This window comes from Aurantiacibacter sp. KMU-128, from assembly GCF_056933515.1.
In genome coordinates this window covers 1-17,990 of the sequence record NZ_JBXORT010000001.1, presented here as the reverse complement: position 1 = coordinate 17,990, position 17,990 = coordinate 1, and the positions used below count along the sequence as shown (strand labels likewise).

Below are 17,990 nucleotides of genomic sequence, written 5' to 3'. Positions count from 1 at the left end.
GCCGTCACGATCCCCCAATGTTTGGGGGGTGATTGTCTCCTGCTTGCGTGGCATGACGCGGGATATGGAGGGGGATACCACCAGCGCCGCCCGGATTGTGGTGATCGAGGATGACGCGCCGACGCGCGCCGCTTTCTGTGCCGCGATCACACGCGATCCGTTGCTGGCGCTGGCGGGCACGGCGGGCGACCATGACGAGGCGCTGCCGCTGATCGTGGCGGGCGAATATGATGTGCTGCTGGTCGATATCAATCTGGGCACCCGCAAGAGCTTCGACCTGATCGAACTGTCGCGCGCCAATCACGATGCGCGGATCATGGTCATCAGCGTGCTGGGGGACGAGGATAGCGTGATCAGCGCGATTGAGGCGGGGGCCGACGGCTATATCCTGAAAGATGGCGCCTTCGCCGATCTCGGCCAGCCGATTGCGCAGGTGCTGGCCGGCGAAGCGCCGATCAGCCCCGGCGTCGCGCGGCACTTGCTGCGCCGGTTCCAGCCCTCGGTGATGGCCGGCAGCGATGCCGAGAGCGTCGCGCTGTCCCGCCGCGAGCGGCAAGTGCTGACCGAATTCGCCCGCGGGGCCAGCTACAAGGAAGTGGCGCGCAAGTTTGATATCTCGCTGCACACGGTGGGCGATTATGTGAAGACGCTGTATCGCAAGCTGCAGGTCAATTCGCGCGGCGCGGCGGTGAACAAGGCGCTGAAGGCAGGGATGATCGAGCTGTGATTGCAGGGGCCTTTGAGAGACTGCGTAGTGACACCGAAATGCGCCGGGGGTTGGCGCGGCTCCTTCTGGCGATTCTTGCGGTACAAGCGGTGTACTGGCTGGCCGTGCGACCGCTTTTGGGGGCACCCGATCTGCCCGATACGCTGTTCGAAGTCAGCTCCGTAGAGGCAGCCCAGATTGCAACGCCCAACCGCGCCGGGATCAATGCAGCGCAATTCGAACCGGCGGAATTCATGTTCACCGGATGCTGCGACCCCGCCTATTATGCCGTGCGGCTGACCTTCGATCTCGATCAGCCCATGCCCGACGGCGTGGGCATGACGCCGAGCATCCAGGCGGACAATGCGCGGGTCTATCTCAACGGCCATCTGATCGTGAACGACGGCGCGATGGCGCTGCCGCAGCCGACGATCGAGCGGTTGCGCAATATCTGGTTCTTCTCGCCCGACCTGCTCCGTCCAGGAACCAACACAGTCGAAATTGTCACCGTGCGGGCCACCATGCCCTACACCGATGTCACCGAACCGCGCATTGGCCCTTGGCCCGATATGAAGCGCGCCTTCGGCTGGCGCGAGTTCCAGTTTGGCGAGCTGAGCTGGATCGGCATTTCAACCTGTCTGGTGCTGGCGCTCGCGGCATTGGTGCTATTCCTGCGCGGCGGACGCAATCCGGCGTGGTTCTGGCTGGCCGTGCTGACGAGCGCATGGGGCCTGAGGCTCTATCTGGCGTTCTGGGCCGAATTTCCCCTTGGCGGCAATGGCCGCGTGCTGGTGTGGAGCGTGACGATTACGCTGGTTGCGCTCGGCTGGGCCAGCTTTGCCAATGAATGGGGCGGCAGACCAATACGCTGGCTGCGCTATGCTTTGCCTGCGCTCACGGTTGCCAAGCTCGGGCTCAACGCTGTGGCGCTCTACACTTATCCTTCACCAGAGGGATATGACACCAGCAGCCTGATCGATCTGTGGGGCGGCGTGCTGTTGGCTGGCATCGCCGTGCTGCTCTTGCTGCGACACGCTTTCCTGTTCGGTCTGCGCCATACGCTGGAAACCGCGCTGTTCCTGCTGCTCGCGATGCTGGTCGGGATAGAGGCGCTGCAGAGCTTGCAACTGGTCAGCCATGTCGGCGGGTTGGAATGGACCGCGCCGCTCATTTTCGTCGCGCTCGCCGCGTCTTTCCTCTCACGCAATATCCGCCTGTTTCGGTCGATGGAGGAGTATAACGACCGGCTCGCAACCGAGCTCGCCGCGCGCGAGAAGGAAATCGCCGACGCCTATGAAGAAAGGCAGGAAGTTGCCCGCCAGCAGGCGCTGCTGACCGAGCGCAAGCGGATCATGCGCGATATGCATGACGGCATGGGCGGACGGCTGATGAGCATTGCCGCGCAGCTCAAGGCGCAAGGCAGCGCCGCGCCGCCGCCCGGAGCGCTCGCCGATGAACTTATGGAGGCGCTCGACGAACTCCGCCTGATCGTCGATTCGCTCGATACCGCAGGCGATGATCTGGGCATGGCGCTGGGCGCGTTCCGCGCGCGGATGGAAAGCAAGCTCGCCGCCGCCGGGATCGAAAGCGAATGGACAATCGACGAACAGGCCGCCGAAACCGCGCTATCGGCGACTGCCATCCTCGATATTTACCGCATCATGCAGGAAGCCTGCGCCAATATGTTGCGCTATTCGGGCGCGGACCACTTCGAAGTCGTACTGTGCACGCGCGAGGATGGGGCAGTGGTGCTGGAAATGGCCGACAATGGCAAAGGGCTGGAGGGCGATGCTGTCCAAAGCGGTGGCAAAGGCCTTGCCAATATGCGCAGCCGCGCGGCGCGGCTTGGCGGGCAGATCGCCTTTGCCGTGAACGCGCCGGGGCTGAAGATCAGCCTGCTGCTCCCTCCCGCCGGGATTTCTTCCACTCCCACACAATAATGAGCGCAAGCAGCGCGTCGATCGCGGCATAGATCCACGCGAGCCGCCCGGCCCGGTCATTGCCTGCGACCATGCTGGTTTCCTGATCGGCGGGATCATAGACCACATCGATAGACGCGCCGTCGTAGTCCACGCTGGAAAAGGTCACCCAGTCCACGCTGTCGCGGCCTTCCAGAGTGCGCGTTGCGCCCTGATAGCGGTAGGTAAGCAGATATTCGTCGGCAAAGCGCCCGTCGGTGCGGTGCCGCTCGATCACCTCGGCGCGCACTGCAAAGCCTTCGGTGTGGAGCCGCTGCTGCGTCTGCCAGACCGACCAGAGCGGATAATGCGCCGCTGCCCAGCCGAGCACCAGCAGGGCGACAATGGCGAGGCCGATCCAGCCCTTGGGCGTCTTTGCCGACGGCTGGCCGGATGCTGCGGGGCCGGGAGACCGGTCATTATACGGATGGCGAACCAGCCACTGCGCCAGTTCCTCCGCCAGCCTGATCCGCCAGGCGGGCGACGCTTTGCCCACCAGTTCCATCCGCCGCGCAAAATCGGCGCGGCGCGGGTCTTTTCCCATGGCGCTTGGCCCGGAGTGGAGCTTACCGCCCTCTGCCGCGGCTACATCACACGCCAGCCGGTAAAGCAGTCCCTCGTCATCGGCAAAGCGGGTTTCGGCCAGCACTTGCCCGCGCTCGGTGACGCTCAGCCGCCAGCCGTCCGGCGCAAGCGGTTCGATATGCGCTCCACCATCGTGCCGTGCGGCAAAGTGCAGCGGATAGTCCGCAGGCGCGAGGCCCATCTCTGCGATCATGCTGTCATACCGGGCGCGCAGCGCGCTGCTTCGATCCATGCCGCGCTTTCTAACTGCCCGCAAAGCCGCAGCTTATTCCCATGGATTGGGGAATTTCGAAACCCCGCGATCGGGCACACAACGGGGCAATCTGACGCATACCATAAGGACCGTGCCTGTGCTTTTTCCGATCAATGGCCATCGCCGCCCCCTCCGCTTTGTCGTGACCGCTTCGGCGCTTGCCATGGGTGTCGCGCTGTCGACGCCCGCGCTTGCCAATTGCCCCTTTGTCACCGCCACCGATGTGGAATGCACCGGCCCCAATCCCAACACCACCGTCAACAATAGCGGCGCGGGCGCGCGCACCGTAACCGTGGCGCAAGGGGCGAGCGTCTCCTCCGGCCAGACGACAGTGATCGCGCAGGGCACCCCCTCGACGATTACAAATAACGGCACCATTGCCACCGACAGCAGCGCCGGATCGAGCGATTATGCGGCCGCGCTGGCGACGTCCAACACCGGCACCGCGCGGATCGTCAACAACGCAGGCGGCGTAATTTCGGCAACCGGAACCAATGTGATGGGCGCGCGCTTTATCGCGCAGAACGGACTGGCGGAACTGGTCAATGCCGGGACGATTTCGGCCAGCGGGACAAGCAGCAGCGGCAGCTTCGGCCCGCGCGGGGTCGCGCTGTTTGCCAGCACCTCGGATGCGCGCATCATCAATAGCGGATCGATCATGAGCACCGCGGTCGGGGTGGCGATTGACCATTCGGGCACGGGCGAGACCTATGTCTCCAACGCCAGCGGAGGAGTGGTGTCCGGCACTGCCACCGGCATCTATTTCCGCAATGCACGCGGGCCGGTACAGGTCGACAATGCCGGGCAAATCCTGCGCACCAGCACCGGAACCGGCGGCTTCCTGCCCGCCGCCCTCGCAATCTTCGACCAGGACCCGGCGGCCACCGGCACGCAGGTCATCATCAATAACAGCGGCACCATCGGCAATGCCGGGCCCTTCGGATCCTATGCAATCTATGCCGCGCAAAACGCCAATGGCGTGCTCGAGGTAAACAACACCGGCACAGTCAATGGCGATATCATCCAGTTCGGCGGCCTGACGGCGCTGATTGACAACGCCGGAACAATCAATGGTGATGTCCAGACCGGCACCGGCGATGATACCGTAATCCTGCGCGGCGCCAATGTGGTGATGAATGGCCGGCTCGACGGCGGGCTTGATGCTGACACGCTGCGTTTCATCGGCGTAGACGGCTTGCTCTTCACCCAGAACCAGCAGACGTTCCGGTTCGAGAATATCGTTCTCGAATCGGGAACGCTCCGCTTCAACGGAGCCTCTTTCGAAACCTTCGGCGGCGAAGGCGCAGGCGCTTTCACCACGCAGGCCGGAGCGACGCTGGCGGTGGCGGGCGCGCAAAACAGCGTGTTTTTCGCCGATGGCGGCACCACCACGATTGATGGAACGCTCGTGCTTGATCCGCTCGCCCGCCTGTTTCTGGGCGCGGGGACGGGCGTCTCGCATGATTTTCTTGCCACCAGCGGTTCGACCACCCGCTTCGTGCTCGACACGGTGAGCGGCAATACCGCCTTTAACGGCCAGATCCGCGCGACCAACATCACCTTCGCCAGCGGCAGCGTGATCGACCTCGACGTGCGCGATCTTGATCTGTTGGTAAACGGGCGGACATTCGATGTTGCGGTCGCTACCAACAGCCTCACCGATGCCTCGGGTGCGATTACCGACAACAGCGTCCTGTTCGATTTCTCGAAGCAGATCATCGGCGGGAACACGCTGCGCATCACCATGGAGCAGTTGCTTTCGATCAGTGATACGATCAATCCGGCCGACCCCAATTCCGCCGCGCTTGCGGGCGCATTGCAGGGCCTGATCGATAGCGGATCGCCCGGTGGCAACGCGGTTTCCACCGTGCTCGGCGGGTTCAGCACCGTCGAAACGCTGGCCGCAGCGGTTGCCGATTTCGCGCCCGACAGCAGCAATATGCTCGCGCTGGGCGGCCTCGCCATGGTCGACCCGCTGCTCGCCAATGTGCGCAGCCGTGCGGCCAGCCATGCCATGGACGAAGGCCGCGTACAATTGTGGCTGACAGGCGGGCTGTTCTCGCGCTCCAACGATGCAGAAGGCATGGCGCTGGGGTTTGACGGCGACGGCACAAGTTTTGCGCTTGGCGGCGAAGTGCGGCTCGGCGGAAGCGGGGCGCTGGCTTTGGGGCTGGGTTACGACCATGCGAGCGGTGATTTCACCAATGACGGCGCGCGTTCCACCGCCAGTCTCTCGTCCGACCGCGTCTTCGCCTACGCCTTCCTGCCCACCGGCCCGCTGCGTCTCAACGCGACGCTCGGCCTCGGCTGGGGCGAGGCGGAAACGGCGCGCGCGATCCCCGTGCTGGGCGATACCGCGACCGGCACGACCAGTCTCGATAGCAGCTTCGGGCGGCTGGAGCTGGGCTATGATCTGGGCAGCGGCGCATTTGTGCTGACCCCGCTGGCGGGTATCCAGTTCGCCTCTATCGATGTCGGTGCGTTTGCCGAGACCGGGACGGACGGGGCGATTTCTTTCGCCGAACAGAGCCTCAATTCGACCCGCGCCGATATCGGCCTCGGCCTGCGCTGGGCCGATACGGATGCGGAGCGCCCCGGTTGGCGCATCGACGCGGCGCTGCGCTATGCAGGCGAGCTCAATGATACCGAAGCCCCGCTGCGTGCGCAGTTCGTGGGCGGCGGCACCGGCTTTGACTGGGCGGCGGGCGATCTGCCCGGCAGCGCGGTGGAACTGGATGCGGGCGCACATTGGCGGATCGGCGGGTTGGGCATGCTGTCGCTCGCCTATCGCGGCAGCTTTGCCGCTGGCGCGGACGCCCACGCCGGAATGCTGACCTTCTCGACCGGATTCTGATACACGAAAGGAGCAAATGCGATGAATGACTCACCCAAACTTGCCACGGATTCATCAGGCTGGCGCAGCTGGGGCGGCGCGGTGTTTGCCGCCGTCTGGGGCGCGCTTGCAGCCTTGATGGTGCCCGGGCCGGAACGTGGTTTCATGGAGGAAGCGGCGGCATATTCGGGCAAATTGTTCGGTACCGGAATGGTTTATGGTCTGATCGCTGCGGCGATTGCCCATGTGCTGATCCTGCGCGGGCAGAGCCGTTCTGCGAAGGTGACCACCTATCTCGCTGGCGCGCTGGTCGGCGGCTTCACCGCGATGCTCGTCCATGGCTGAGCGATGACGCGCCGCTTGCACTGGCGTGGCAGTGTGTTCGCTATCGCAGCCACCGCTTGGCTATTGTCCGGCTGTGCCACAGCAAGCGGCCCCGTCCCGGTACATTACGGCAATAGCGACGCGCTCGATGCGTGCGGTGCGTGGGGCGAGGCGCGGGGCGCGGCTATTCCAGTGCGCATAGCACCCGCCAGCTCGGCGCGGATCGTCTATCGCCTGCCCCCGGGCGAAGGCTTCTGGCTGTGCGACGGCACCGATGACGGCGCGTGGATCGGCATTATCGTCGAACACAATCCGTTGATCGGCGACCAGACCGGCGATCCGCAATGCGGAGCTGCCGATCTGGTCGATCCGCGCCAGCCCTATCGCGGGCCGTGCTTGTCGGGCTGGGTGCCCGCCGAAGCGGTAATCTTGATCGCCAGCTAGATCCGGTGCTCGCCGCGCACCCAGCGCACGGTGCCGCTGCTGGAGCGCATCACCACGGTTTCGGTGGTGAGGATGCGTTCGCCATTGGCGCGCTTCTTGCGCTTGACGCCCTTTAAGAGCGAGCCATCGGTCACCCCGGTGGCTGCGAAAATGCAGTCGCCCTTGGCAAGGTCGTGGAGCTTGTAGATGCGGTCGAGATCTTCGATCCCCCATCGTGCCGCGCGCGCGCGTTCATCGGCATTGCGGAAGACGAGGCGGCCGTTGAACTGCCCGCCGACGCAGCGCAAAGCCGCTGCTGCCAGCACGCCCTCGGGCGCGCCGCCTTGGCCCATATACATATCGATCGTCGTATCCTGATCGGTGGTGGCGATGACGCCTGCCACGTCGCCATCGCCGATCAGCACCACGCCGCAGCCCAGCCCGCGCAATTCGGCGATCAGATCGGCGTGGCGCGGCCGGTCGAGCACGCAGACGATGATGTCCTTGGGCTCCACCCCCTTGGCGGCGGCCACTGCCTGCACATTTTCGGTCGGCGTCTTGTCGAGACTGATCACGTCTTCGGGATAACCGGGGCCAACCGCGATCTTGTCCATATACACATCGGGCGCGTTAAGCAGATTGCCCTCTTCCGCTGCTGCCAGCACGGCGAGCGCGTTCGGCCCGGCTTTGGCGGTGATGGTCGTGCCTTCAAGCGGATCGAGCGCGATGTCGATCTTCGGCCCCTTGCCCGGCGCGCCGCCAACCTTTTCGCCGATATAGAGCATGGGCGCTTCGTCACGTTCGCCTTCGCCGATCACCACGGTACCGTCGATATACAGCTCGTCAAAAGCGCGGCGCATCGCTTCGACGGCGGCGGCATCGGCGGCCTTTTCATCACCACGCCCGATCAGGTCGGACGCCGCGATGGCCGCCTTTTCGGTCACACGCACCATTTCCAGCACCAGCACACGGTCGATCACGCTCTTGTCTTGGCCTGTCGAGTTCATGGGTAATTCAGCCTCTCTGCCCGATTTGCGGCCCGCTTAGGCCGGAGGTGTGTCAATGTCGAGAACAGCGCTCCGGCTTTTGTTGATTCCGTCAGGATTGGCAGTCGGGTTGGCCTGTTCCTCTGCCGCGATGGCGCAGCAAACCTACGGACCTGTGCTGGAGGAGGCGGAGCCGGAAGATGCGCCTCCGCTCACCGAGACAACACCGCGCACAAGGCAATGCGATACCGCGCCGAGCGGAGATAATGTCATTCTGGTGTGCCGCGAGCTGGAGGATGACGAGGCCTACCGCTCGCCCCTGCCCGCGCCCACCGCATCGGACCGCACGATCATTCCCGGCCTCACCGATCCACCGTGCTGGGTAACCAATCCCTCGGCTTTGGGGACGCCCGGCTGTATGCGCTTCGGCTATGTCCCTCCGCCCGCGATCATCGTCGATCTGACGCAGTTCCCCGAACCGCTCGATCCGGCAGATGCGGCTGCGGTCTCGGCGGTCGAAGAGGAGCCTGCAGAACCAAGCCCGCAAACGGGCGAGCGGGTTCCCATCGATCTGACGGATGATCAATGAGGTCTGGCAGTGTCATTGTAGCGGGTACGCTGGCGGCGGTGTGGCCGATGGCCGGAGCGGCACAGGAAACGGATGCGCAGGTTCCGCGCAGTTTGCCGAGAATCACGGCGGCGGAAGATGAAGCTTGCACCCCGGATACGACCGACCCGAACGTTATCACCGTTTGCGGGCGGCGCAATCAGACCGAGGAATATCGCTCCCCAATTCCGCGCCCCGTCGATCCGCAGATCCGTATCCTGCCCGGTTTCGAACCGCCGCCTTGCGAAAACCACCTGCTGTCTTTTTGCGGACGATTTGGTGGCGGAAATTCGCGCCCGGCGGAAATGGTCGACTTCTCGCGGATTCCCGACGCTCTTCCTGACGAGGTGGCCGAGCGCGTCACCGCCGCGCCGGAGCCTGAACCGGAGCCCGAGGTCAGCCCAGCAACCACATCACCAGCGGCGGCTCGCTAAGGCTCGGGGAGCCGTCGAGCAGGTCGAGCGCCTTGGCGACGCTGCCTTCGGGGCCTTCATGCGTCACCATGGCGACGAGCACTGGTTCGTCGCTTTCATTCTGCCGCCCCTGCTGGATCAGGCTTTCGATGGACACGCCGGCATCGCGCAAGGCTGCGGTGATTTCGGCCAGCACGCCGGGCCGGTCGGCCACCATCAAGCGCAAATAGGCGCGATTGCGGCGACCGGCGGGGTCTGCGCGCACCGAATCGGCCAGCTGTCCCACCGGCAGCGAGAAAGCCGGCGGCGTGTTGCCGCGCGCGATATCGATCAGATCGGCCACGACCGCGCTCGCTGTCGGGCCATCGCCCGCGCCCGCGCCTTCGAACAATAGCCGACCGGCGAAATTGCCTTCGGCCACCACCGCATTGGTCGGCCCGCGGACTCCGGCGAGCGGATGCGCCATCGGGACAAGGCAGGGGGCGACGCGCTGGAAAAGCTGCGGCGGAGCGCCATCAGTGCAATCGGCGAGCCCGATCAGACGAATCACATAGCCCAGCGCGCGTGCCTGGGCGATGTCGGCGGCGCGGATCCGGCTGATCCCCAACGTATCGACTGCGGCGAAATCGAGCTTCGTGCCGAACGCCAGCGCCGCGAGGATCGCGAGCTTGTGCGCCGCATCGACGCCTTCGATGTCAAAGGTCGGATCCGCCTCGGCATAGCCCAGCGCCTGCGCCTCACCCAGCACCTCGCCAAAGTCGCGGCCGGTGCTTTCCATTTCGGAGAGGATGTAATTGCAGGTGCCGTTGAGGATGCCGTAAATCCGCTCGATGCGGTTGGCCGCCGCTCCCTCGCCGATGCCCTTGATCGCCGGAATGCCCCCCGCGACCGCCGCTTCGTAGCGGATCGGCGCGCCATGCTGTTCGGACAGCGCGGCCAGTTCCAGCCCGTGATGCGCTACCATCGCCTTGTTGGCGGTGACGAAGGCCTTGCCCTGCGCCAGCGTCTTGCGCGCCAGCGTCAGCGCGGGGCCGTCAGAACCGCCGACCAGTTCCACCACCACATCGACATCATCGCGCGCGGCGAGCGCGGTCATATCGTCTTCCCATGCAAAGCCCGACAGATCGACCCCACGGTTCTTGCCGCGATCACGTGCGGAAACGGCGGTAATGGAGATTTCGCGACCGGCGCGCGCAGCGATCACGCCGCCATTCGCGGCGAGCAGGCGAATCACGCCCGCACCCACCGTGCCAAGTCCCGCCAAAGCGATTCGCAAAGGCTCTGCCATGTCCCGTCTCCATTGCTCAACGAGCGGGCGCGTTAGTCAGCGGACGCGGGCTTGGCCAGTTCTATTAAAGTTTCAGGTGAAACGGCGGGTGCAGGGGCCAAGTTGATCTAATACATACGCGTAGTCGGCCTGTGCGCGGGCTCTGGATTCGCGATCGCTCTGTAGGAAAGCGTTTTCTGGCAGGCTGCGCGGCAGCGAACAGGCGAGGCGAAACCAGGCAATCGATTCGGCTTCGGGCGGGCGCGCGGCGCTATCGACGATTTCGCCCAGCGATACGCCCCACTGCGGAGCCATGCCGGGGCGGCGAATCACCGACAGCGAGATCGGCGCGCGGGTCGCGGTTTCGACAAACATTTGCGTCTCCGATTCGCCTGCCAGATTGCCCTCCACCGAAATCACGTCGCGCACACCGGTAATCGCCGGCGGCGCATCGGCGGCGGCGAGCTGGCGCAAGACACGGCGCACCCGCGCTTCGATGATAGGCCCAGAGGGGAAGAAGGCGCGGGTGGAGACCAGCTGAACCTCGCCCGGGCGGCCGGGCACCTGGTCGGCGAAAATGACGTAATCGCGCCCCTCGATATCGGGCACATCGCCGTCCGGCTCGCGATCGATATCGGTAACAAAAACAAGCGCTCCGCCGATCCCGCCATTGGCGGCGAGCAGGTTGCGGGTGGCGGATTCGATATACAGTCGGGCGCGCGAAACCGGCACATCCATCGCCCGCTCCGGCGGGAAGGTGCGCTGGTCTTCGATGGTGACGATCGCCACCAGATCGGCCCCGAGAGCGAAAGTCACCAGATCGGCATAGGTCGGGTCCTCGCCCGGCCGCAGTTCGTACGAAACGGGTGCCGATTCGCCGCGCGTCTGCCCCGGCAGCGCGGTCGCGCAGCTGGCCAGCAGCAATCCGGCCATTCCCGTAGCGATGCCACGGAGTAGTACCGTAGGCGGGAAAAATGCGCGCGGATCGATCATGCCGGAACCTCTGCCTGTAAAAACCTCGTGCCGCCATGGCACAGCTGCACCCTACAAGCGATGGGAATTGCACGTGAATCGCAAATGAACCGATAAAGGGTTTGCCCATATCCTTCGCAATCGTTAAGGCCTCGTGTTGCAGGTCCAGACAATCATAAAATAACAAGCCTGTGGCCAAACGGGCACAAAAAGTGTCGCGGCCCGTTGAGCATCCGGCAGAAATATCGCTGGACAACAATTCGCTGCGGCTGGCAGGGAAGTAACCTTGCGAGTTGCGAAAGCCGGTTTACCGGCGTTGAAAACGGAGTGAAGGGACTGGATGGCTTACGCTGACCAAGAGATGAGCGGTAGTCGCATGATCGCGATTATCATCGTTGCCCTTATCCACATCGGCATCGGCTATATGCTGATCACCGGCCTGGCCTATTCGGCGGTCGAAAAGGTGATGGAGCGGGTGACGACGGTGGATATTGACGAACCAGAACCGCCGGAGCCGGAGGAAGAACCGCCGCCACCGGAAGAAATGCCCGAGACCGTGCCGCCGCCGCAATATGTGCCGCCGGTGCCGATCGACCTTAACCAGCGCCCGCCGGATACGCCGACGTCTGATACGCCGCCGCCTCCGGGTCCGCCGCCGACGCGTGTGCCGCCTCCTGGTCCGCCGCCCGGCCCGCCGCCGCCACCTCCGCCGCCCCCGCCGCCGCCGCCGCCAACGGTTGACCGTTCGCGTGCGCTGGCGCCCGACGGGCAGCAGAGCTGGACCCGCCGGATCATCGAGAACTATCCGTCGCGTGCCCTCCGGCGCGAGATCCAGGGCAACGTGGGCGTCACGGTGACCGTGGGCACCAATGGCCGCGTCGCGAGCTGCCGCGTCACCCGTCCGGCTGATCCGATTCTGGATGAGGCGGCGTGTAACGACCTGACCCGGTTTGCCCGCTTTACCCCGGCGCTGGATCGCGATGGCAACCCGACAACCGCGACGTGGTCGACGACCATCGTTTACCAGATCAACTAATTACCGCATTTCTCTAGGAAGAGGACACACACAGCATGCTTATCGAACTTCTCACCAGTGCGGCCACCGAAGCGCCGACCCAAAACTTCGGCTTCTGGGAAGCCATGGAAGAAGGCGGCCCCGTCGCTTGGAGCATCCTTGCCGTCATGATCATTATGTCGGTCGGCTCGTTCTACATTCTCATCACCAAGTATTTCGAACAGAACAAGGTGATGAAGGAATATCGCACCAACCGTGCCGCTTTCTGGCGCGCTGGCTCGCTGAAGGAAGGCGCTACGAAGTTCGACAAGAACTCGGCGTGGCGCCAGCTGGTCGATGACGGCATCCGTGCCGGCGACGAATCGGCCAAGATGCATGACAGCCTCGAATCGCACGATTGGCTGCACGGCACGCTGGCCCGTTCGGAAGCCTCGATCAACGCATCGCTCGCCGGTGGCCTGCCCTTCCTCGCCACCGTGGGTGCGACCGCTCCCTTCGTCGGCCTGCTCGGCACCGTGATCGGGATCTACCGCGCGCTCATCAAGATCGGTGCCACCGGTTCGGCCTCGATCGACCAGGTTGCCGGCCCCGTGGGTGAAGCACTGATCATGACCGCTATCGGTCTGCTGGTCGCCGTGCCTGCCGTGTTCGCTTACAACTACCTGCAGTCGCGCAACCGTCGCATCGCGGCGATGCTCTCGGGCTTCTCGACCGATCTGCAGGCGAACATCACCTCTAACGGTCAGGTCAAGCCCGCTGTGCAGGCTCCTGCCGCTGCTCCGGCCAAGGCTGCTCCGGCTGCCGCCGCTCCGGCCAAGAAGGCCTGATCGGTCCACACATGAAAGGGCGGGCGCTTCTCATGCTGGCGCCCGCCGCTTCCCTGATTACGTGAGATAGGACGAGACAATGGCAATCAGTTTGGGCGGCGAAGAGACGCCGATGTCCGACATCAACACGACGCCACTCGTGGACGTCATGCTGGTGTTGCTCATCATCTTCCTGATCGCGGTTCCGGTCGCCATCCAGACGGTGGAAAAGCTGGAAATCCCGATCATCGAGACGATCGAGTCGGACGACAAGGTCGAGAACCTGCTTATCACGGTCACCACGACCGACGCCGAAGGCCGTACCCCGGGAACGATCCGTTCGGGTTATTCGGGTGCCTTCCGTGGCGGCGAATGCCGGGTGTTCTTCAACAACACCACGCTGGTCGATTCGGCCGAATTGTATGATGCTGCGTTCGAGCGGCTCGACAATATCGTGCAGAACTATCCGGGCGGTGCAGAGGCGATCGTGAACGATCCCGACGCCATTCCGCAGGTGCATATCCGCGCCGACGTGGAAGCCCCGTGGCGCTGTGTGGCAGGTACGATCTTCAACGTGCAGGCCGCCGGTTATCCGACCATCGCCTTCATTTCGAACCCGGTGGATCCCAACGGCCCGTAAGGCCGCGGACCGGCGACCATTTAGTTTAGGAGTACGCACCCATGGCAATGTCAGGTGGCAGCGATGATGGCTCACCGATGATGGAAATGAACATGACGCCGTTGATCGACGTCCTGCTCGTTCTCCTCATCATGTTCATCATCACGATCCCCGTCGCGACCCACGCGATCAATATCGATCTGCCGGCCCCCAACCCGAACCCGAACCAGCCCGAGGTTGATCCCATCACCAACAAGGTGGTGATTACCGAGGACAATCTGATCCTGTGGAACGGCGAACCGCTCGACCAGGAAGGGCTGATGTTCAATCTGCAGCAATCGCTCGCTCTGCCGGTCGAACCGGAATTGCAGTTCGAACCGATGGCCAATGCCAGCTATGACCTCTCGGCCCGCGTGCTGACGGTCATCAAGAATTCGGGCGCGACGAAGTTCGGCTTTGTCGGCAACGAGCAATACCGCCAGTTCGACTGCGGCGGCTGCCCGGGCATTCCCGACAGCGAATAGGTCTTGACCTTATCGAAACGAGAAAGGGCAGCTTCGGCTGCCCTTTTTTGTGGCTGGAACCGGTGGGGTGGATTGGCCTGGTGCGCAAAGGCCGTTTGACAAACTCCCTGATGCATGATGTTATGTCATAACATTATCGGGAGAATGCAATCATGGCTATCAAGTCCCGCCTGCTGGAACAGCGCTATTCCACCACGCCCGCACCCATGCGCGAGCTCAACATCACCCCGCTGATCGATGTCTTGCTGGTGCTGCTGGTGATGCTCATACTCGCCATCCCGATTGCGACGCATCAGGTCGAAGTCGACTTGCCGAGCCCAAGCGACGGTGGCGTTGCTCCTGACCGGCAAATCGCGCTCACCATGACGCCCGCCGGCACGGTGCTGTGGAACGGCGAGGCGGTGGACCGCCCCGAACTCGAAGCGCGCCTCGCCTACGCGGCGGCCGATCCGGCGGAACCGGTGATCAGCTTCCAGCCCGACGCCAATACCAGCTATAACGACGCGGTGCAGGTGATCCATCTGGCGGGCGAGGCCAATGTCAAAGGCTTCAGCTTCAACGGCAACGAGCAATACCGCCAGTTTGATGCCGAGTAGCGGGGTGCACGTGGTCTAGTCGCCCAGCCCCTCCGGTAATCCGTCCACCCGCATCGCTTCGCCCGCCAGCGTCTCCGCCTCCAGTAGCAGTTCGTCATCCGCGCCGCCTTGCGGCACCGCCTCGCGTCCGATCATTGTCATCACCGGCACGGCGAGCGGGCTCACGCGGTCCAGCACCACGTGTTCCAGCCGCTCCGCCGCGGTATCGAGCAGATCGCCCAGCCGCCCGATATCGGTCATCCGCGCGCGCGCATCCTGCCACGCCGCCTCGATCAGCACATGGTCGGGCTCGTATTTGCGCAGGACATCGTAGATGAGGTCGGTGCTGAAGGTCACCTGCCGCCCGCTCTTGCGCTTGCCCGGATGCTGCCGCTCCACCAGCCCGCCGATCACTGCCACCTCGCGGAAGGCGCGGCGCAGCAAGTGGCTGTCCTGCACCCAGTCGATGAACTCCTCGGTCAAGATGTCGGGCGAGAGCAGCGGGCGCGGATCGTCGACCGGCCTAAGGCTCCACACGGCGAGCGAGTAGTCATTCGCCACAAACCCGCCCGGCATCATCCCCAGCGCCTCCATGCGCGAGGTAATCAGCATCCCCAGCGACTGGTTCGCGTTCCAGCCGGTGAACGTGTAGAACACGGTGTAGTGCTTTTGCGCACGCGGGAAGCTCTCCACCAGCAGATTGTCCGGCCCCGGCAGCTTGCTCCGCCAGTCCTGCACTTCCAGCCATTCGCGCACATCATCGGGAAAGCGCGCCCAGCCCGCACGGTCGGTGAGCAGGCCGCGCACCCGCTGCGCCAGATGCGTGGTGAGCGGCAGGCGCAGCCCGCCATAGGAGGGGATCATCGCCGACTTGGCCGAAGCGCGGACGATCAGCTCCATATCCTTCAATTGCTCGACTTCGACATTCACGCCCGCGAACTGGAACGTGTCTCCGGGGCGCAGTGAGGCGGCAAAACGTTCCTCCACCTTGCCGAGCGAGCGGCCATTGCGGAAGCGCACTTCGAGCATTTCGGAATCGACGATGATCCCCGCATTCATGCGGTGCTGATACGCCTTTTCGGGATGGGTGAGCCGCCACACGCCCTCGCCATCGCGGGTAATCCGCTTGAACTTGTCATAGGCCTTGAGCGCATATCCGCCGGTGGCGACGAACTCCAGCACACGGCTCCACGTCGCCTCGTCCACCTGCGCATAGGGCCAGCAGGAGCGCACTTCGCGCAGCAGCTCCGCCTCGCCAAACGGCGCAGCACAGGCGCAGCCCATCACGTGCTGGGCGAGCACGTCCAGACCGCCGGGGCGGAAATCCTCGCCGTCGCGTTGGCCTTCTTCGACCGCTTCCAAGGCGGCGGTCGCCTCCAGAAATTCGAACCGGTTGCCCGGCACCAGCAGTGCGCGGCTGGGGCAGTCGAGCCGGTGGTTGGCACGGCCAATCCGCTGCAACAAGCGCGAAGATCCCTTGGGCGCGCCCATCTGCACCACCAGATCGATATCCCCCCAGTCTATCCCCAGATCGAGGCTGGCGGTGCACACCAAAGCACGCAGCTTCCCCTCCGCCATCGCCGCTTCCACCTTGCGCCGTGCCTCTTTGGAGAGCGAGCCGTGGTGGATGCCGATGGGCAGATTGTCGTCATTCGCGTCCCACAGGTTCTGGAAGATGTACTCGGCGAGAAAGCGGGTATTGGTGAAGACGAGCGTGGTGCGGTTCTCCTTGATCCGCTGATAGAGCTGGCCAATCGACCATGTCGCCGCGTGCCCACCCCACGGGACGCGCTCTTCCTCGGGCAGCAGGATCTCGACCTGCGGCTCGGCCCCCTTCTCACCCTCTACCAACTCGACCGAATCCATGTCGCCCCACGGCGCTATCCAGGCGGCAAACCCTTGCGGATCGGCAACTGTCGCGGACAGCGCGGCACGCTGCATACCGGGCGCAATCGCCTGCAAGCGGCTGAGCGAGAGCGCGAGCAAATCGCCGCGTTTCTGCGTGGCGAAGGCGTGGATTTCGTCGACCACCACGCGTTTCAGCCCTGCGAACAGATCGAAGCTCTCAGGGTAGCTCAGCAGCAGCGAGAGGCTTTCGGGCGTGGTCAGCAGCACGTTGGGCGGCGTGCTGCGCTGGCGCTTCTTCTTGTCCGAGGAGGTGTCGCCGCTGCGCGTCTCGACGCTGATCGGCAGGCCCATGTCCTCGATCGGGGTGAGCAGATTGCGCTGCACATCGGCGGCGAGCGCTTTCAGCGGCGAGACATACAGCGTGTGCAGGCCGTCGGGCGGAGCCTCACCTTTCAGCCGCGAGGGCGTGAAGGCAGCGAGCGTCGGCAGGAAGCCCGCCAGCGTCTTGCCCGCGCCGGTATCCGCCACCAGCATGGCGTGCTTGCCGCTATCCGCCGCTGCCAGCATCTCCGCCTGATGCCGCCGCACCCGCCAGCCGCGGCCTGAGAACCACGCGTCGATCTCCGGAGGGACACCCGCGCCGCTCATCAGGAGGCCTCCGCAAAGGCGAACCTGTTACACCTGTTACACAGTCCTGGGGCAAAAACTGCGACCCGCATTTCGCCCGCGATTCCGCTGGTTTCGAGGAAGTGGCGGCGTGAAAGCATGACGCCTTGTCGCATACCGGCGATCTGTAGGAAAGCACCGCACCTTCCGCCCAATTGTCAGGTACCGGTACAAAAGCCCAACAGGAGGAAGAGCCCGCCAAGCCACCAGACCGCGTATTGCTGCGGCGGATAGCGGCGCAGGAAGTCGACAAAGAAGTCGCTGTCCTGCGGGCGGGGCGGATCGCGGTCCTCGATCGGCGAATACTGCCTGTCGTAAACCGGCTCCGCGCTCCAAGGATCGCCGGGGCGGACCGCCTCCGGATCGTCGGGCGGCATCGTGTCGAGAAAATCGGTCGGATCGGCATAGCGCCCGCCCGGCGCGTAAGATCGGTCCTCCTGCCGCTCGGCGTCAACCGCCGGTAGAGGGGGAGCGACCGGCGCGGCAGGCGCGGATGCGGGCGCCGCCTTTTCCCCGAACCGCACCGTCACCTGCGGCGGCGGCGCGACCGGCTCCGGTTCGGGTTCGGGTTCGGGTTCGGGTTCGGGTTCGGGTTCGGGTTCGGGTTCGG

Annotated in this window: 17 protein-coding genes and 1 pseudogene; 12 read left to right on the top strand and 6 right to left on the bottom strand. The window is 64.4% G+C overall.

Annotation, left to right across the window (positions count from 1 at the left end):
* Window positions 1-52 precede the first annotated feature (52 nt).
* Both ACS0VV_RS00090 and ACS0VV_RS00085 read left to right on the top strand, forming a co-directional pair.
* Window positions 53-727 (top strand): LuxR C-terminal-related transcriptional regulator, encoded by a 675-nt coding sequence (locus ACS0VV_RS00090; RefSeq protein ID WP_483530719.1) that lies wholly within the window; start codon window positions 53-55, stop codon window positions 725-727.
* A gap of 50 nt (window positions 728-777) precedes the next feature.
* Entirely contained in the window at window positions 778-2,646 is a 1,869-nt protein-coding gene (locus tag ACS0VV_RS00085; protein WP_483530718.1) for a sensor histidine kinase, read from the top strand.
* Here the strand turns inward: ACS0VV_RS00085 and ACS0VV_RS00080 are convergent.
* The gene (locus ACS0VV_RS00080; protein WP_483530717.1) at window positions 2,597-3,481 is read right to left on the bottom strand and encodes a hypothetical protein; all 885 of its coding nucleotides are present in this window, start codon (window positions 3,479-3,481) and stop codon (window positions 2,597-2,599) included. The genes ACS0VV_RS00085 and ACS0VV_RS00080 overlap by 50 nt on opposite strands.
* Before the next feature lie 118 nt (window positions 3,482-3,599).
* On the opposite strand from ACS0VV_RS00080, the gene ACS0VV_RS00075 reads away from it, so the two are divergent.
* From ACS0VV_RS00075 to ACS0VV_RS00065, 3 genes are read left to right on the top strand one after another with little or no spacing between them, the layout of a single operon-like run.
* Window positions 3,600-6,356, top strand: a complete 2,757-nt coding sequence (locus ACS0VV_RS00075; protein ID WP_483530716.1) for an autotransporter outer membrane beta-barrel domain-containing protein — start codon at window positions 3,600-3,602, stop codon at window positions 6,354-6,356.
* Between the two features lie 21 nt (window positions 6,357-6,377).
* The gene (locus ACS0VV_RS00070) at window positions 6,378-6,680 is read left to right on the top strand and encodes a hypothetical protein (RefSeq protein ID WP_483530715.1); all 303 of its coding nucleotides are present in this window, start codon (window positions 6,378-6,380) and stop codon (window positions 6,678-6,680) included.
* A 3-nt stretch (window positions 6,681-6,683) separates the two neighbouring features.
* Window positions 6,684-7,103 (top strand): hypothetical protein, encoded by a 420-nt coding sequence (locus tag ACS0VV_RS00065; RefSeq protein ID WP_483530714.1) that lies wholly within the window; start codon window positions 6,684-6,686, stop codon window positions 7,101-7,103.
* Here ACS0VV_RS00065 and glpX read toward each other — a convergent pair.
* A complete protein-coding gene (gene glpX / locus ACS0VV_RS00060; protein WP_483530713.1) occupies window positions 7,100-8,089 on the bottom strand; it encodes a class II fructose-bisphosphatase in 990 nt (329 codons plus the stop codon). The genes ACS0VV_RS00065 and glpX overlap by 4 nt on opposite strands.
* Window positions 8,090-8,219: 130 nt before the next feature.
* Between glpX and ACS0VV_RS00055 the strand changes: the two genes are divergently transcribed.
* Window positions 8,220-8,657 (top strand): hypothetical protein, encoded by a 438-nt coding sequence (locus ACS0VV_RS00055; RefSeq protein ID WP_483530712.1) that lies wholly within the window; start codon window positions 8,220-8,222, stop codon window positions 8,655-8,657.
* Window positions 8,658-8,704: 47 nt separating this feature from the next.
* Window positions 8,705-9,109: a hypothetical protein gene (locus ACS0VV_RS00050; protein ID WP_483530711.1), complete on the top strand. Its 405-nt coding sequence runs from the start codon at window positions 8,705-8,707 to the stop codon at window positions 9,107-9,109.
* Here ACS0VV_RS00050 and ACS0VV_RS00045 read toward each other — a convergent pair.
* Both ACS0VV_RS00045 and ACS0VV_RS00040 read right to left on the bottom strand, forming a co-directional pair.
* Complete coding sequence (locus ACS0VV_RS00045) at window positions 9,072-10,376, bottom strand: homoserine dehydrogenase (RefSeq protein ID WP_483530710.1); 1,305 nt, start codon at window positions 10,374-10,376, stop codon at window positions 9,072-9,074. The two genes, ACS0VV_RS00050 and ACS0VV_RS00045, sit on opposite strands and share 38 nt — an antisense overlap.
* 72 nt (window positions 10,377-10,448) lie before the next feature.
* Complete coding sequence (locus ACS0VV_RS00040) at window positions 10,449-11,348, bottom strand: hypothetical protein (protein ID WP_483530709.1); 900 nt, start codon at window positions 11,346-11,348, stop codon at window positions 10,449-10,451.
* A 340-nt stretch (window positions 11,349-11,688) separates the two neighbouring features.
* Between ACS0VV_RS00040 and ACS0VV_RS00035 the strand changes: the two genes are divergently transcribed.
* The 5 genes from ACS0VV_RS00035 (at window position 11,689) to ACS0VV_RS00015 (ending at window position 14,887) form a co-directional block, all read left to right on the top strand.
* Window positions 11,689-12,363 carry an energy transducer TonB gene (locus ACS0VV_RS00035; protein ID WP_483530708.1) on the top strand — a complete coding sequence of 225 codons (675 nt, stop codon included), beginning with the start codon at window positions 11,689-11,691 and terminating at the stop codon, window positions 12,361-12,363.
* 35 nt (window positions 12,364-12,398) lie between these two features.
* On the top strand, window positions 12,399-13,169 hold the full coding sequence (locus ACS0VV_RS00030) for a MotA/TolQ/ExbB proton channel family protein (protein ID WP_483530707.1): 771 nt from the start codon (window positions 12,399-12,401) through the stop codon (window positions 13,167-13,169).
* Between the two features lie 79 nt (window positions 13,170-13,248).
* Window positions 13,249-13,788, top strand: coding sequence for an ExbD/TolR family protein (locus ACS0VV_RS00025; protein ID WP_483530706.1), 540 nt, complete (start codon window positions 13,249-13,251; stop codon window positions 13,786-13,788).
* A 41-nt stretch (window positions 13,789-13,829) separates the two neighbouring features.
* Window positions 13,830-14,291: an ExbD/TolR family protein gene (locus tag ACS0VV_RS00020; protein WP_483530705.1), complete on the top strand. Its 462-nt coding sequence runs from the start codon at window positions 13,830-13,832 to the stop codon at window positions 14,289-14,291.
* A gap of 152 nt (window positions 14,292-14,443) precedes the next feature.
* Window positions 14,444-14,887, top strand: coding sequence for an ExbD/TolR family protein (locus tag ACS0VV_RS00015; protein ID WP_483530704.1), 444 nt, complete (start codon window positions 14,444-14,446; stop codon window positions 14,885-14,887).
* Window positions 14,888-14,902: 15 nt separating this feature from the next.
* Here the strand turns inward: ACS0VV_RS00015 and ACS0VV_RS00010 are convergent, their stop codons facing one another.
* Both ACS0VV_RS00010 and ACS0VV_RS00005 read right to left on the bottom strand, forming a co-directional pair.
* A complete protein-coding gene (locus ACS0VV_RS00010; RefSeq protein WP_483530703.1) occupies window positions 14,903-17,362 on the bottom strand; it encodes a ligase-associated DNA damage response DEXH box helicase in 2,460 nt (819 codons plus the stop codon).
* Window positions 17,363-17,538: 176 nt separating this feature from the next.
* Window positions 17,539-17,990: pseudogene (locus ACS0VV_RS00005) on the bottom strand (hypothetical protein); the annotation flags it as partial.